General features: G+C 63.9%; 13 protein-coding genes and 1 tRNA gene. 11 read left to right on the top strand and 3 right to left on the bottom strand.

Annotated elements, in window-relative coordinates; genetic code table 11:
- Positions 1-87: 87 nt before the first annotated feature.
- The 6 genes from EN949_RS22930 to EN949_RS22905 all read left to right on the top strand — a co-directional run bounded on the left by EN949_RS22930 (position 88) and on the right by EN949_RS22905 (position 10,649).
- A complete protein-coding gene (locus EN949_RS22930; protein ID WP_206534963.1) occupies positions 88-7,065 on the top strand; it encodes a hypothetical protein in 6,978 nt (2,325 codons plus the stop codon).
- A 139-nt stretch (positions 7,066-7,204) separates the two neighbouring features.
- The gene (locus EN949_RS22925; RefSeq protein ID WP_063173401.1) at positions 7,205-7,711 is read left to right on the top strand and encodes a tail fiber protein; all 507 of its coding nucleotides are present in this window, start codon (positions 7,205-7,207) and stop codon (positions 7,709-7,711) included.
- 13 nt (positions 7,712-7,724) lie between these two features.
- A complete protein-coding gene (locus EN949_RS22920) occupies positions 7,725-8,225 on the top strand; it encodes a tail fiber protein (RefSeq protein WP_127366767.1) in 501 nt (166 codons plus the stop codon).
- A 9-nt stretch (positions 8,226-8,234) separates the two neighbouring features.
- Positions 8,235-8,759 carry a tail fiber protein gene (locus EN949_RS22915; RefSeq protein ID WP_013528766.1) on the top strand — a complete coding sequence of 175 codons (525 nt, stop codon included), beginning with the start codon at positions 8,235-8,237 and terminating at the stop codon, positions 8,757-8,759.
- A gap of 27 nt (positions 8,760-8,786) precedes the next feature.
- Positions 8,787-10,100 carry a hypothetical protein gene (locus EN949_RS22910; RefSeq protein ID WP_127366768.1) on the top strand — a complete coding sequence of 438 codons (1,314 nt, stop codon included), beginning with the start codon at positions 8,787-8,789 and terminating at the stop codon, positions 10,098-10,100.
- Positions 10,101-10,103: 3 nt separating this feature from the next.
- Positions 10,104-10,649, top strand: a complete 546-nt coding sequence (locus EN949_RS22905; protein ID WP_127366769.1) for a GNAT family N-acetyltransferase — start codon at positions 10,104-10,106, stop codon at positions 10,647-10,649.
- Between the two features lie 72 nt (positions 10,650-10,721).
- Here the strand turns inward: EN949_RS22905 and EN949_RS22900 are convergent, their stop codons facing one another.
- Positions 10,722-10,991, bottom strand: a complete 270-nt coding sequence (locus EN949_RS22900; protein WP_064992649.1) for a hypothetical protein — start codon at positions 10,989-10,991, stop codon at positions 10,722-10,724.
- A 269-nt stretch (positions 10,992-11,260) separates the two neighbouring features.
- On the opposite strand from EN949_RS22900, the gene EN949_RS22895 reads away from it, so the two are divergent.
- Positions 11,261-12,049 (top strand): SapC family protein, encoded by a 789-nt coding sequence (locus EN949_RS22895; protein WP_063169576.1) that lies wholly within the window; start codon positions 11,261-11,263, stop codon positions 12,047-12,049.
- 43 nt (positions 12,050-12,092) lie between these two features.
- Here the strand turns inward: EN949_RS22895 and EN949_RS22890 are convergent, their stop codons facing one another.
- A complete protein-coding gene (locus EN949_RS22890) occupies positions 12,093-12,656 on the bottom strand; it encodes a type 1 glutamine amidotransferase domain-containing protein (protein WP_013528771.1) in 564 nt (187 codons plus the stop codon).
- 195 nt (positions 12,657-12,851) lie between these two features.
- A tRNA-Gly gene (locus tag EN949_RS22885) sits at positions 12,852-12,926 on the bottom strand.
- 255 nt (positions 12,927-13,181) lie between these two features.
- Here EN949_RS22885 and EN949_RS22880 point away from each other — a divergent pair.
- The 4 genes from EN949_RS22880 to EN949_RS22865 form a co-directional block, all read left to right on the top strand.
- Complete coding sequence (locus EN949_RS22880; protein ID WP_027162861.1) at positions 13,182-13,679, top strand: prolyl-tRNA synthetase associated domain-containing protein; 498 nt, start codon at positions 13,182-13,184, stop codon at positions 13,677-13,679.
- Between the two features lie 84 nt (positions 13,680-13,763).
- Entirely contained in the window at positions 13,764-14,765 is a 1,002-nt protein-coding gene (trxA, locus tag EN949_RS22875; RefSeq protein WP_063169575.1) for a thioredoxin, read from the top strand.
- Positions 14,766-14,871: 106 nt separating this feature from the next.
- A complete protein-coding gene (locus EN949_RS22870; RefSeq protein ID WP_013528774.1) occupies positions 14,872-15,543 on the top strand; it encodes an LON peptidase substrate-binding domain-containing protein in 672 nt (223 codons plus the stop codon).
- A 9-nt stretch (positions 15,544-15,552) separates the two neighbouring features.
- A partial coding sequence (locus EN949_RS22865; protein WP_164782532.1) for a Trm112 family protein occupies positions 15,553-15,701 on the top strand: 149 nt, incomplete at its 3' end.

Genomic DNA, 15,701 nt, shown 5'->3' with positions numbered 1-15,701 from the left:
GGCTCGATCACGATCCTCGGCGGCACCATCACCAATTCGGGCACCGGCGATGGCGTCGTCGTCTCCGGCGGCAGCGCGACGATCGGTGTGGCGGCCAACGTCTCCAGCTCGGCAACCGCGCCAGGCGCGGCGGTCAAGGTCGACGGCACCACCGGCGGCTCGGTGACCTTCAGCGGTACGGTCACCTCGACCGGCACCGGCGATCTGTTCGATGTCGGATCGACGCTGACCCCGGCCGGCGGCGCGATCAGCTTCATCGGCTCGACACTGTCTGCGACGGGTGGCGGCGGGGCGCTTGTCAGCAGCCTCGGCGGCACCGCGACGTTGAACGTGACCGCGCCGCTGTCGATCACCAATGCCACGGGCACCGGCCTGTCCGTCACCAATGTCGCCAGCACGGCATCGGCGAGCTTTGGCGAGGTCACCGTGACGACGCCTGGCGGCACCGGCATCTTCATTGCCGACAATGGCACGGTCACCTTCGGCACAACCCAGGTTACGCTGGGAGCGGCAAGCACCGCCGGCATCGAGTTCCTCGACATCAACGAACATATCAGCTTCGGCACGACCACGATCGACGAGGTTGGCGCCAACCAGACCGGCATCGACTTCAGCGGTTCCTCGAGCGGTTCCTCGACAAGGGCCGATTTCGGCCTGACCACGATCACCGGCACCGGCAGCCTGACCTCGCGCGGCATCGACCTGTCGTCGACGACCGGCAACAAGACCATCACCTTCCTGCGCGGCTCCAGCATTTCCAATGTCGGCGTCGGCGTCGAATTGTCGTCGAGCGGCGCCACCGCGACCTCGGCCAACGCCAACTTCACCTTCGGCGACGGCACGTCCGCCGATGGGCTGCAGTCCTCCATCAGCGCCGCCGCCGGCGGCTACACCGTCAATACGATCGGGCTCGATCCGACGCTCGGCAATTATGATTTCGACGACGTCAACTTCACCGGCGCCGCCCATCTGGCCAGCGCGGTCGGTGGGACCATCATGATTTCCCAGGGCGGTGGCATCGTCCACGCCAACACGGACGGGCTCAGCGCCGACGTGACCACCTACACGGTCGCCGAGGCCGATGCCATGACCGGCACGCTGAACTTCGCCTTTGTCGGCACCGTCGATCTCAGCGGCACCCCGTTCACGCTCGATTCCGGCCAGTCGATCATCGGCTTCGGCAACGGCGCCTCCATCCTCACCTCCGGTACCGTCCAGCCGGTCAATGTCCAGGGCAATCTCGGCGCCACCGGCGGCAACGTCACGGGCAATGAGGGCATGGTCAAGAGCACGGGCAGCGATACCTTGCAGCTGCTCGGCAGCAACCAGGTGCGCGACACCGCGTTCGACTTCACCGGCGGCAGCGGTTCGGTCTTCACCATCGACCAGAATGCTGCCGGCTTCAGCAATGTCGGCGGCATCGTCGTCCAGGGCGTCACCGTCACCAATGTCGCCGCCGGCCAGACGGCATTCAAGGTCGCCGGCCTCGACACCAATTTGTCGATCGCAGACAACAACATCAACGTCGCCGGCACGCTGCTCGACGCCAATGGCGGCGCCGGCAACATCACGGTCACGCGCGGCACCTTGCCCAACAGCGGACCGGCCGGCACGCTGACCGGCGGCGGCATCAACCTGCAGAACCTGACCGGCACGGTGACCATTGGCGACGGCACGCTGACCAACACCGGCGCGAACACGGCTTTCAATGTCGGCTCGACGACTGCCGGGAGCGGCGGCAGCGCGATCATCTCCTATGCCGGCACCATCAACAGCAACGGCACCGGCGCGGCTGTTTCGATCCAGAGCATGACTGGCGGCTCGGTGACGCTGTCGGGCAACCTGACTGATACCAACGCGGCCGCTGGCGGCAATATCGTCATTGCCGGCAACGACTCGGCCGCGATCACCTTCTCGGGCACCAGCAAGGTGATCAGCTCGGGCGCGACGGACGCCGTCAGCCTGGGTCTCGTTGGCAATTTCCCCGCAGGCACACCGGCCCCCAACACCAATTCCGCGATCAATTTCACCAATGGCGGTCTCGACATAACGACGACGACCGGCACCGGCTTCATCGCCTTCGGAGATTTTACCACCGGCGCCGTTACGGTCACCGGCACGGGCAACGAGATCAATTCCGGCGCCGACGGTCTTATCTTGTTCGGCGCCAATGTCGGCGCCGGCGGCGTTGCCTTCGACAGCGTCTCGGCCGTATCCACGAGTACCGGCGCTGGTGTGCTGCTTGGAGGTATCAATCTCGGCGGCGACGTCAACATTGGCGGCCTGAGGGATACCGGCTACATCGGCGCTTCATTGATCGGCCTGAGCGGCGCCGGCGTGGTCAATTTCACCGGCAAGACCGATCTCGACGTCAGCTACAGAGGGTTCGATATTGGTGGGCCGCTGGTCGGCACCATAAACATCGCCAATGTCGCCGGATCCACCCTGAACATCGATGGCGCCGAGATCGGTATCGCATTGACGACCTCGAGCGGGACCGTCAACGTTGGCGGGAATGGCGGCAGCGCCAGCATCGGCGCGACGACAAGCACCACTGGTTCAGCGATCACGCTCGCCGGCGGCAATGATCTTGTCCACGCCACACTGAACTACACCGGCTCGATCAACGTCAGCGCGGGCAGCGTCTTGCAAGTCGGCGGCGGCGACTGGAGCGAGCTCAACATGAGCGGTTCGGTCGTTTCGACCTCGGCAGTAGCACTGCCGGGGACAGCGGTCTTCACCTTCAGCGGCAACGCCGAGGGCGTGTACAATATTTCGAGCACGATCAATCATACCGGGAGCGCCGTCGGCGTCTTGTTTGACGGATCGTCCGAGGGAACGGCCACCTTCTCCGGCACCTCGAAGATATTCGACACCAGCAGCGGCGCCAACGGCGCCATCGTCAAGCTCCCCAGCATCGGTCCGACCCAGGGCACGGGCACACTGGCCTTCACCAATGGCGGCCTCGTCATCACCACCTCGAGCGGCGCCGGCTTCACCGCCAGCACCTTCGCCGCCGGCACGGTCAGCGTCAGCGGCGCCGGCAACACCATCACCACCGGCACGGGCACCGCGCTCGATCTCGACAGCGCGACGGTCGGCGCAGGCGGCATCACCTTCGATTCGATTTCGAGCAACGGCGCCGCGACCGGGGTGTCGCTCAACAATGTCGGCGGCGGCGCCATCGACCTCGGCGCGGTCAACCTGCAGAACATCACCTCGCGCGGCGTCGACATTTCCGGCACGCTCGGTTCGGCGCTGAGCTTCGACAGCCTGAACATCGGGATCGCGGCCAGCGCCACCAACGCCGTCGGCCTCGACCTCAACGGTGCGGCGCTCGGCACGAGCACCATCACGGCGGACGATTTTGATGTCGATGGCGGCAACTCCACCGGTTCGCTCGGCATCGACATGGCCGGCACGACGACAACCGGCACCGGCAAGATCCAGCTCGGTGACCTCCTCAACAACAATCCTGGCCCTGCTGGTCAGACGTCGACCATCACCAAGGTCGCCCAGGGCGTCCAGTTCTCCAGCGCCACCAACGCCAGGCTGGTGTTCGGCGACGGCGGCAGCCCGGCCGAATCGAAGATCGAGACCTTCGGCAACGGCCAGGTCATCCACGCCACCGACACGCTGCCGACATCGGGCGACTACAATTTCAACGACGTCAACTTCAGCGGCGACACGTCGAACCTGTCTTCGTACAAGGTCTACTATGTCACCGCCGATGCCACCGCCCTTGGCGACGGCAGCCTGCTCAATCCGGGCACCTATACCAACGCCCAGGCATCTACCGCCAATGTCATTGTGCTCATCGACAAGAACGTCGACGGCGGCCAGGCGACGATTGACCTCGGCGGTACGTCGTTCCAGCTCGATGACGGGCAGGTACTGCTCGCCTTCAAGAGCGACGACGCGGCCGTCGATGTCTCGCAGCTCGGCGTCGATACCAGCGCCGGCGCTTCGGCTGCGTTCCATTTCACCACCGTGCAAAACTCGCCGATCATCGCGGCACCGGCGGGCATCGACACGCTACGGCCGATCCTGCAGAGCAACACCGCCGGCTCGGTGGTCGATCTGGCGACATCAGGCTCGGGCGTCGTCACCGGCGGCCTCCAGAACCTCATCATCCGCAACACAGGCACCGGCACTGGTGTCGCCGTCAACGCGACGTCCGCCTCCAGTTTCTTCCTCCGCAACAACGACATCGCGGCCGGCGGCAGGGCGCTCGATTTCTCCACATCAGCTGCGCCGGCCAACACGCTTCTGCTTTCGATCGACGGCAATACGCTGAAATCGACGGGATCGGCGCTGGCCGCGTCCTTTGCCGGCCAGAACATCAGCGCGACGGACAACTCGGTCGAGATCCAGTCCTTTGCCGACAACACTGTGCTCGGCGGCACTGGCGGCGGCATCGCCTTCAACAATGTCCGCTTCGACTCCAACGGCGCCGGCGGCACTGTCAGCGCCGGAACGATCGGTGTTGGCTCACCAGGCCCAGGGCGCGTCCAGGGCGACGGCCTCAGCTTCACCAACACCAGCGGCACCCTCGATCTCGGCGCGTTCAGCGTCTTCAACAATGGCGGCACCGGCGTCCTCGCCAACACCAAGACCACCAATTTCACGCTGAACAGCAGCAGCGGCGGCGTCTTCACGGGGAATGGCGCGGCGTTCGATCTCGATCCGCTGACCGTCAATATGGTGGTGACCAGCATCAGTTCAGGCGGCAGCAGCGGCGGCATCATTTTCGACGGCGTCGCCGGTACCTTCACCGTCACCGGCAACACGAGCGTTGCCGCGGCGACGACTGCCGGCATTATGACGATCAACGCCGGTAACACCGGCGTCTTCACCTTCAACACGGTGACCCTGAACAGCACCGTCACGGTGGGCGGCGGCATTCAGGTGGCGAGCGGTACGCTCAACATCACCGGCCTCGCCAACATTGACACGACCACCGGCGTCGGCGTCTCGCAAACCGGCGGCACGGTCAGCTTCACCGGCGGCGTGACCATCGACACCGCCAGCGGCACCGGCATTGTTGGAACCGGCGGCACGATGGGCATCACAGCTACCGCTGCCGCAGAAACGGTGAGGGCGACCACCGGCCAGGCGATCAATCTCTCTGGCGTCGCCGCCAGCATCGCGCTCGATTCGACCAATTCGGTCGGCGGCGCCAACAATGTCAGGCTGACCAACGTCAGCGGCACGGTCGACCTCGGTTCCGGCGCGCTGAGCGGTGCAACGGGTACGGCGTTCCTGGTTTCGGGCGGTTCGGCCAATATCGATTACAATGGCACCATTACCCACACCGCCAACGCCACCGCGATCGACGTCCAGAACCACACCGGCACCGCCGGCGGCGGCAGCACGATCTCGTTCGACGGCGCCATAACATCGAATAGCTTTAGCGACGGCATCAACCTGGTGGCCAATGGCGGCACCAACGGCACGACGATCAGCTTCACCAACAAGCTGGCGATCGATACCTCAACCAGCGACACCACCGGCTTCAGCGCCACCGGCGGCGGCACGGTTACCGCCACCGGCCCCGGCAGCACGATCAATTCGGGGACCGGCACCGCGCTCGATGTCGAGAACACGAATATCGGCTCGGGGAACCTTGTCTTCCAGAGCATCACATCGAATGGCGGTAGCGCCAACGGCATCATCCTGGTCAATACCGGCACGGCGGCCGGCAATGGCGGCTTGCATGTGACCGGGACAGGCTCGGCCGCGTCGGGCGGCACCATTGCCAACAAGACAGGTGCCGACGGCAGCACCACACAGGGCACGGGTATCTTCCTCAACGGCACCAAGGATGTGCAGCTCGGCTGGATGCAGCTGAACGATTTCGACAACTTTGGTATCCGCGGGTTCGAGGTGAACGGCTTCACGCTCGCCAACAGCACGGTGAACGCAGCCTCCGGCGTGAACGGCACCAGCGCCGCGGCCGACGAAGGCTCGATCAGCTTCCGCGCCGCCGACGCCGCCCATAACGGCCTGACCGGCACCGTCGCCATCACCAATTCGGTGATCGCGAACGGCCTTGAGGACAATTTCAACGTCTTCAACAACAGCGGCACGTTGAACATCACTGTTTCGGGCTCGACCTTCCGCGACACCTCCGTGGGACCGCCAGGCAATGTCGGCCTGCTGCTGCAGGCCGACGGCACCGCCAACATCACCGGCCTTGTCACGAACTCGTCGTTCCTGCGCAATTTCGCGAGAGGTATCCAGCTCATCAACAACGGCTCGGGCAACATCGATTTCGATGTCGGCCAGGCCGGCGTCGCCGGCAGCGGCGGCACCTTCACCGACAATTTCGTTGGCGTGGACATGGATCAGAACGGCGCCGGCACCTATAATTTCAATGTGCTGAACGCGACCTTCACCACGGCGAACTATGCGACCCTGTTTGGTGCCGGCGGCGCGGGCTCGCAGATCAACGTCAACCGCGGCGGTGCCGCATCGCCGGTCGTGCGTGGCCTGTTCACGGGCAACATCCTCAACAACAACATCAACAACGCGGATTCCGGCACCGGACCAGGTATCAGTGTCTCCGTCAACGGGACCGCCACCGGCAGCAACACGGTGACCGTCAAGCTCGACGGCAACACTGTCACGCACGTCGCGAACTATGGCATCCTGGTCGCGAACGGCGACGGCAATGGGATCGTCAATGCCACCATCACCAACAACACCGTCAGCACGACGACCGCAGCCGCGCTCGAGGCGATCCGCGTCAATGGCGGGATAACCTCGAGCCAGGCTGGTGCCTCCGGCACGCCCGACAATGGCACGCTGACTTTTGATATCCATGGAAATACGCTGAGCGTCGATCCGTCAGCTGGCGTCACCGATATCCGCGTGCGGCAGCGGTTCAATGTGATCGACAAGATCGAAGGCTATGCCGGCAGCGCCACCGACGACACGGCGGTTCAGGCCTACATCGCCAGTCTCAACAGCCATTCGGGTGGCGGTGCCGCGACAGTGGCCGCCGACCACAACAAAACCGGCTTCGGGACCATTGTTGGGGTTACGGAGCCGCCCCTGCCATAAGCGGGCGTTGCGCGCGTTGGCGCTGGAATAAATTACAAAATGTATTGGCCGAGCAGATTGCTTTGTGCCGGTGGGTGATCTAACGTAACGTCATGTAGAGATTGGCTTTTTACTACAAATTGAACGTTTGGGGGTGTATATGGCCGAGCCGTATCTCTCGGAAATCAAGTTGATTTCTTTCAACTTCCCTCCCCAAGGTTGGGCGTTCTGCGACGGACAGTTCCTGCCGATCAACCAGAACCAGGCATTGTTTGCTCTGCTGGGCACGACCTATGGCGGCAATGGGCAAACGAATTTTGCATTGCCCGACCTGCGTGGGCGCGTTCCGACGCACACCGGTGGCCAAGGTCATCTTCTCGGCGAACGGGGCGGCGAGCAGGCGCATACGCTCACACTTTTGGAGATCCCCCAGCATTTTCACAGCGCCAGCGCGACATCGGCTTCCGGCGATCTCTTCGTCGCCACCGGCAATGTGCTTGCGGCATCGCCCGCGCAGCTTTACGCGCCGGGAACGTCCAATCTGACTGCGCTGACACCGAGCAGCGTCACCGCGATGGGCGGCAGTCAGCCACACGACAACATGCAGCCCTATCTGGTGCTGAATTTTTGCATTGCTCTGGTAGGCATCTTCCCGTCGCGGAATTGAAGGACGCGCAGCCATGACAGTTTACATCGGCGAGATTCGCATGTTCGCGGGAAACTTCGCGCCCGCCGGCTGGATGTTCTGTCAGGGCCAGACGATACCCATTTCCGAAAATGATGCCCTGTTCCAGTTGATCGGCACCACCTATGGCGGCGACGGTGAGGAGACATTCAAACTGCCGAACCTGGCCAGCCGCGTGCCGCTCCATCAGGGGACCGGATTTATCATCGGGCAAACCGGCGGCGTCGAGGACGTGACGCTGAGCATACAGCAAATGACCGGCCACACGCACGCGATGCTGGCAACGACCAGCGTCTCCAGCCAGACGAGCCCCGCCAACAATGTCGTGGCCCAGTCTTCCACGGGCAAGCTCTATGTCGAGGACACGCCCACGGCGAACCTCGCCAATCCCGTGGTCGGCATGTCTGGCGGTGGCTGGCCCCACACCAACCTGCAGCCTTATCTCTGCGTCAATTTCATCATCTCGCTGTTCGGCGTTTTCCCGACCCCAACATAGGACAGGACCATGTCGGACCAATTCGTAGCAGAAATCCGAATTTTCCCGCTCAACTTCGCGCCCGTGGGCTGGGCGGTCTGCGACGGCCAGATCCTGCCGATTTCGCAAAACACGGCCTTGTTCTCGCTGCTGGGTACGACCTATGGCGGCGACGGCAAGTCGACCTTCGCCTTGCCGGACATGCAAGGCAGTGTGCCGATGCAGCCCGGCCAAGGTCCAGGATTGAGCTTTTATGATCTCGGGCAGTTCGGCGGCTCGGACACGGTCACCTTGCTCGAATCGGAAATGCCGATGCACAACCACAGCATCCGCGCCGTAACCGACCCCGCCGACCTCCAGATCCCGACGCCGACGCGGGCGATCGCCAGGTCGACCAACGCCAACGCCTACAAGAACACGACCGTCAACATGGTGCCGATGGCGGCCAACATGCTGGCTCCGGCGGGTGGCGGCCTGCCGCACAACAACCGGATGCCCTACCTCACACTAACCTTCTGCATTGCGCTGCAAGGCATTTTCCCACCAAGAGGCTGACCGAGCCAACAGGGCAGGACCGATATCATGGCCAAGAACGCAGAACCGAAGTCGAAGGCCCCCGCGGCGAAGACGCCGGCGCGGAAAGCGCCCTCCAGGGCCAGGGCCCGCCCGGCGCCGTCCAGCCCCCCACCCATTTACCAGCACAAGCCGGCCGGCGCTTCGTTCTTCGAACTGTCTCGGCTGATGGTGGTGGGTATCGATTCCGCCAAGGGGCAGTTGATCCAGAAGGCTCAAGACGCGCCGAACGGGTCATGGCCCGCGGCGTGGTCGTTCATCGCGCCCGGCGGCTGGGTGATCATGACGGCGGGGCTGACCAGGGACGGCCGCGTCGCGGTGGTCGCGCAGCCATCCGGAACCACCAACCTGTCCTTCATCACCGAGGACGCCAACCAGATCGGCCCGGTCGAGAAATGGACCGCGCCGATGAGCATCGGCACGCCGCCCGGCGCCACCAGCTACCAGAAGCTTTCGATGGCGCGCGATGCCGATGGCCGCATCGAAGTCTTCGTCACCGACAATCAGGGCCGCATCTGGTGGATCTACCAGAATCCGGACCAGATCGTGCAGGTGCAGAAAACCATCACGCCACCGGGTACGACGACGCCGATCGTCGTCACCGTCGACGTGCCGGCGCCGCCGGCCAAACCGTGGAGCGACTGGATCCAGATCCCCGGCGGGCTTGTGACGGTTTCGGCGATACGCCAGGGTGACGGCCGCATCGCGCTGTTCGGCATCAATTCGAACCTGCATCTCTATCGCTGCCAGCAGGCGAAGGCGCGGGCCTTGAGGGCCGCCGACTGGACGGGTTGGGTGCAGATCGACACGACCCAGACAGGTGGCTTCATCGAGATGGCGCCGGTGATCGGCCCGCTCGGCGCCACCAATCTGTTCGCCCTGACCCAGAGCGGCCAGGTGCTGCATACGCGCCAGATGCCCGCCGGATCGGATACGTGGACGCAGTGGGCGACACCTGGCTACTCCAGGGCGTCCAACCTGGCGCTTGCCGCCGGCATCCAGGGCGACGGCGATATCGTGCTGGTCGCCGCCGACCAGCACTTCCTCCAATTCAACGCGCAATGGGATGCCTACACCCAGAACTGGTCGGGATGGCGCGATTTCGGCGCATCCCTTCGCTCGACGCGCCTGACGCTCAACTACAATGCCGATGGCCGGCTTGCTCTGTTCAGCCTGGCGCGCATGCCGGACGGCACCAACGGCCTGTGGACGATCAACCAGATGGGCATCGACAGTTCCGAATGGGAGTACAACTGGACGTCGCTGACCGACAACAATCTCAAGCAGATCGTCGTCGTGCGCGACCTGACGCCGCCGGTCTGACGGTTGATTTCCGGCAGCGTGGCGGAAGGCAAGCAGGCCCGTCCGGTCTGGTCGCGGTCCGACAAGGCCGGGCTCCGCTTTCGTGCGGCAGTGGACGCGGACATGCCGTTCCTGTCGCGGCTCTATGCTTCGACGCGTCTCGAGGAACTCGCGGTGACGGCGTGGAGCGACGCGCAGAAGGCCGACTTCCTCGGCATGCAGTTCCAGGCGCAGCACGCGCATTACCGAAAACATTATCCCGAGGCCGACTGGCTGGTGGTGGAACGAGCGGGGAAAGACATCGGCCGGCTCTACATCGAGCGCTGGCTGAGCCAGCACCGCATCATCGACATTGCCTTCCTGCCGCATCATCGCCGCAAGGGCTACGGCACCGCACTGCTGCGCGATCTCATCGACGAGGCATGGTTAGCCGGCAAATCAGTATCGATCCACGTCGAGAAGCACAATCCGGCCAGGTGGCTCTATGTCAGGCTCGGTTTTGCGGTGGTCGAGGACAAGGGTGTATACGATTTGATGGCGTGTGCGGCGCCGAGGGGCGGGGCGGGGTGAGACGATGGCTGTCCCGCTGGCGTCAAGGTTTCGCGCCGCAGCGCAAGCGTCGCCTCAAAAAGCAAACGTCGCCTAGTTGAACACCGCTTCGTACAGCCGCCCGGCCGCATCGGCGGCGACCGGCACGATGAAGATCTCGTGGCTGCCGCTTTCCCCGGTGAAAAGGTAGGTCGCCTGCGGCAGCGCGATGTCGCGCGGGCCTCTGAACAGCAGCGAGAAACCGCCGCCCGGGCGCGGGCTGGCGGCGATGGGTTTGACCGCGCTCAGTTCGAGCGGGATCTGCTTGCCCCCGGCTTCGATGGTGAAGGTTTGTCCCTGCTCGAAATCCGATACCGACGCCATGCTATCAACCTCAATCGACCTTGCAGGCGGCACTGTCGCCGCTTCGCCGCAAGCTGTCCAGAGGCGGGCAGGCGGCGGTCGTGTTCCCCAAGACAATCGATCGCCGCAAATCCCAAAGATACAGCACCGCCTGTCCTTTTATGCGCGCAAGAGACGCTGTAGTACTTTGTCCTGCGCGGGATTCCTTTCGATCCAAGATCAGCGCAAACAAAGCATAGATCCCGGCTTCGGGACCATTGGCAGCCTGATGGGCGTGCGGGAGACGGATGATGGCGGATGCAAAGACGGACGTGACGGGCGATGCGCTGCCGCTGTTCTATTCGAGGCCCGAGGCGCTCAATCCGGCGCGGCACGGCTCGCTTGGCCTGACCGCGCGCAGTGACTTCGGCTTCGCCCGCTCGGCGCACGCCATTCCGGTGGTCGCGTCGGAAATGCCGGCGGCGATGCGCTCCTACCCGATCGTCTTCATCGGCCCGGCCAAGTCGCCGGTGATCATCACCGGCGTGCGCCAGAACGAGAACCTGTTCGTCGATGCCGACGGCAAATGGACCGGGCCGCACTACATCCCCGCCTATGTCCGGCGCTATCCTTTCATCCTGGCCGAAGACCCGACATCGGCCGGCCGGCTGACGCTGTGCGCCGACCGGGCCAGCAATCGCATCGTCGACCAGCTGCTGGCGCCGTTGCGCGACGACAAGATCCTGCCGTTCTTCGCCGGCAACGAGCCGACCGAAGCGACCAGACAGGCGCTCGCCTTCTGCAACCAGTTCCAGATCGACTTCCGAGCCACCCGCGAGATGGTCGAAAAGATCGATGCGCACGGCCTGTTTTCGCCGCGCCAGAGCAAGGTGACGCTGGAGGGTGGCGAGGTGCTCAACCTCACCGACTTCCAGGTGATCGACGAGCCGGCCTTCAACAAATTGAGCGACGAGGCGTTTCTCGACCTGCGCAAATCAGGCGCGCTCGGCCTGCTCTATTGCCACCTCGCCTCGACCAACAGCTGGACCTCGCTGGTGCATCAGGCATCGCTGCGGAAGGCGGATGGGGCGAAGGGCTGACTGTGAAAAGCTTGCGCGGTCGATCGTCTGGGCGGACAGGCGGCTAGGCAGCAACCCTTCTGTCGTGCCGCCCTTCCCTGATCTCCTCGGCGAGCTTGTCGCAGAACGCGTCGAGATCGCCGGGATTGCGACTGCTGACGAGCCCCTGGTCGGTGACGACTTCGGTGTCCTCCCACAGACCGCCGGCGTTGATCACATCGGTCTTGATCGATTTGTAAGACGTGACCCGGCGACCCCTTACGATGCCGGTCTCGGCGAGAAGCCAGGGCGCATGGCAGATCGCGCCGACGACCTTCTTGGCCGACCAGAACGATTCGACGAAGTCCAGGGCCTTTCGCTCGACGCGCAGCAGATCCGGATTGATGACCCCGCCAGGCAGGACGATCGCGTCATAGTCGTCCGACCGCGCCTCATCCAACGTCTTGTCGACAGGAATCTCCCGACCCCAGTCCTTGAGGTCCCAGCCTTTGATCTTGCCGCTTGCGAGCGACACGACATCGACCTCGGCGCCCGCCTCGCGTAATTTTTTGAGCGGAACTTCAAGCTCGGATTGTTCGAACCCGTTTGTCGCAAGGATAGCGACGCGCTTACCGGAAATATCCTGCATTGGTTTTTCTCCATCGTTAGGTGGTGGAGGGCTAACGAGGCGAGGCGGGAAGCGTTCCTGGCTGTAATTTTATGTGACATGAGAGGCGGATGGACGAAGCGCAGTTCGGCCCAAGCTCCCAGTTCGACAATGTCCAAAAACGAAAAAGCCGCGGCGGACCGCGGCTTTTCGATGCTTGATTTCCTAAGAGGAAACTGGAGCGGGTGAAGCGATTCGAACGCTCGACCCCAACCTTGGCAAGGTTGTGCTCTACCCCTGAGCTACACCCGCTCGCACGGCGTCTTGGCCGCAAGCCGGGCCTATATGGCTGAAGAGCGCGGCGATTGCAACAGGGAAATCGCAGGCTTTTTTACGACCCGGCAAGCGAGGCCGGCAAGCCGCCGGCGGGCGCGCGAGTGGCACGCGGCGGGGGCGCCACCGCAAAGGGCGGGTGCCGCTCACCGTGATGTCGCATGACGGCCTTGTGTCGGCCGCCCCATTGGCCGTAAACGGCATGGGCTCACAAACGGGACGAAGACGAAACCGATGCCGAAGACCGAAGCCGAACTTTTTGCCTTTCTTGCCGAGCTGGGCATTGCTGCCTCGACCAAGCGCCATCCACCGCTCTATACCGTCGCCGATTCGCAGGCGCTGCGCGGCGAGATCGCCGGCGGGCACACGAAAAACCTGTTCCTGAAGGACAAGAAGGACAATTTCTTTCTGGTCACCGTCGGCGAGGACGCGGTCGTCGACCTGAAGCAGATCCACCAGGTGATCGGCGCCGCCAGCCGGGTTTCTTTCGGCAAACCGGAGATGCTGATGGAGCTGCTCGGCGTCACGCCGGGCGCCGTCACGGTCTTTGGCATCATCAACGACACGGCAAACAGGGTCAAGCTCGTGCTCGACAAGGATTTGATGGAGCATGCGGTGATCAATGGGCATCCGCTGACCAATGAGGCGACGACATCGATCGCAGCGAGCGACCTGATCAGATTCGTCGAGGCAACCGGGCACGATGCTGCTATCTTGAAAGTCTCCGCGTGATCGCCACATGGATGGCTTAAAACCGATGGTCTGAAGCATAGGGCGCCTGGCCGCCGGCCGGCGGCGCCACGGAAGGGTAAAGAGATGAGCGACAACAATCCGTTCGGCGGCCCCTTTGGCGGCAATGGCGGCCAGTACACCACCTCGGTGCAGTATGGTGGAACCGCGCCGGCGCCGGCGAAAGTCGCGCTTGGCGATACGCCCGCCGCTCCCGCCGATGTGATCAAGGACACGACGACGGCTGCCTTTGCCGCCGATGTCATCCAGGAATCGCGCCGCCAGCCGGTGCTGGTCGATTTCTGGGCGCCCTGGTGCGGACCTTGCAAGCAACTGACGCCGCAGCTGGAGAAGGCGGTCAAGGCCGCCGGCGGCAGGGTCAAGCTGGTCAAGATGAACATCGACGACCATCCGTCGATCGCCGGCCAGCTCGGCATCCAGTCGATCCCGGCGGTCATCGCCTTCAAGGACGGCCAGCCGGTCGATGGCTTCATGGGCGCCATCCCGGAGAGCCAGATCAACGAATTCATCACCAAGGTCGGCGGCAAGGGCAATGGCGCGCCGCCGGTGGCCGAAGCTCTGGCTGCGGCGACCGAGGCGCGCGACGCCGGCGACATGCAGACCGCGGCCGACATTTATGACGCCATCCTGGCGCAGGCGCCGGAGACGATCGAGGCGATCGCCGGACTGGGAGAGCTGCTGTTCGAGGCCGGCGACACGGAAGGCGCCGAGGCGCTTTTGGCAACAGCCCCGGAGGCCAAGAAGGATGCGCCGCCGGTGGCAGCCCTGCGCGCCAGGATGGCGGTTGCGGCGCAGGCGGCGGCTCTCGGCAATCCAGCCGAATTCGAGCGGCGCCTTGCGGAAAATCCCGGAGATCACCAGGCGCGTTTCGATCTGGCCATGATCCAGAACGCCAACGGCGACCGTACGGCCGCAGCCGACAATCTGCTGGCCATCATCAAGGCCGACCGGGCCTGGAACGAGGATGGCGCGAGGACGCAATTGCTGCAGCTGTTCGAGGCCTGGGGCATGACCGACGAGGCGACGCTGGCAGCGCGCCGCAAATTGTCGGCGCTGCTGTTTTCCTGAGCCGGCTGCCGGTTGTTTTGCCGCACGGGCTTGGCGTCGGCGATGATTGCGCCAGATTAGGGCCAAGAACTCACGCGCTTCTTGATGGCGCGATCGGAGGAATGAGGTGCAAGCGGGAAACGCGCATTACCGGCTCGCCAAGGATTTGCCGTCGACGATCCCTATCTTTCCGCTCGAGGGGGCGCTTTTGCTGCCGGGAGGCCGCATGCCGCTCAACATCTTCGAGCCGCGCTATCTGCAGATGGTGGACGAGGCGATCGCCGGCTCGCGGCTCATCGGCGTCATCCAGCCCAGTCTCGACGGGGCCTTGCGCGACGACGGCGAGCCGGAACTCTGCAATGTCGGTTGCGCCGGGCGCATCATCGCCTTTTCCGAGAGCGGCGACGGCCGTTACCTGATTTCGCTGCAGGGCGTGTGCCGGTTCCGCATCGCCCACGAATTGACGGTCAAGACGCCGTTTCGCCAGTGCAAGCCCTCGCCTTTCCTTGCCGATCTCGATGAGGACCAGGCGGGCAACGAGATCGACCGGCCATCGCTGCTCAAGGCATTTCGCGCCTATCTGCAGGCCAACGACCTCGAGGCCGACTGGGAAAGCGTCAGCCGGGCCGAAAATGCCATGCTGGTCAATGCGTTGTCGATGATGGCGCCCTATGGGCCAGCCGAGAAACAGGCGCTGCTCGAAGCGGCGGATTTGAAGACCCGGGCCGAGACGCTGATCGCCATCACCGAAATGGCGCTGGCGCGCGAGAATGAGGATTTTGGGTCGAGTTTGCAGTAAGAGGGCGCGATGGCGGACGGACGTGACGGGAAGAAGGTCGACCCCAAGCTGCTGGAGTTGCTGGCCTGCCCACTGACCAAGGGGCCGCTGGCCTGGGATCCGGAGCGCGGCGAACTGATTTCCAGGGTCGCCAAGATTGCCTATCCGGTGCGTGACGG

Source organism: Mesorhizobium sp. M7A.F.Ca.US.007.01.2.1 (assembly GCF_003998165.1).
GTDB lineage: Bacteria > Pseudomonadota > Alphaproteobacteria > Rhizobiales > Rhizobiaceae > Mesorhizobium > Mesorhizobium ciceri.
Note: the sequence above shows the minus strand (reverse complement) of the source record. Positions and strands in the feature narration are given on the sequence as shown.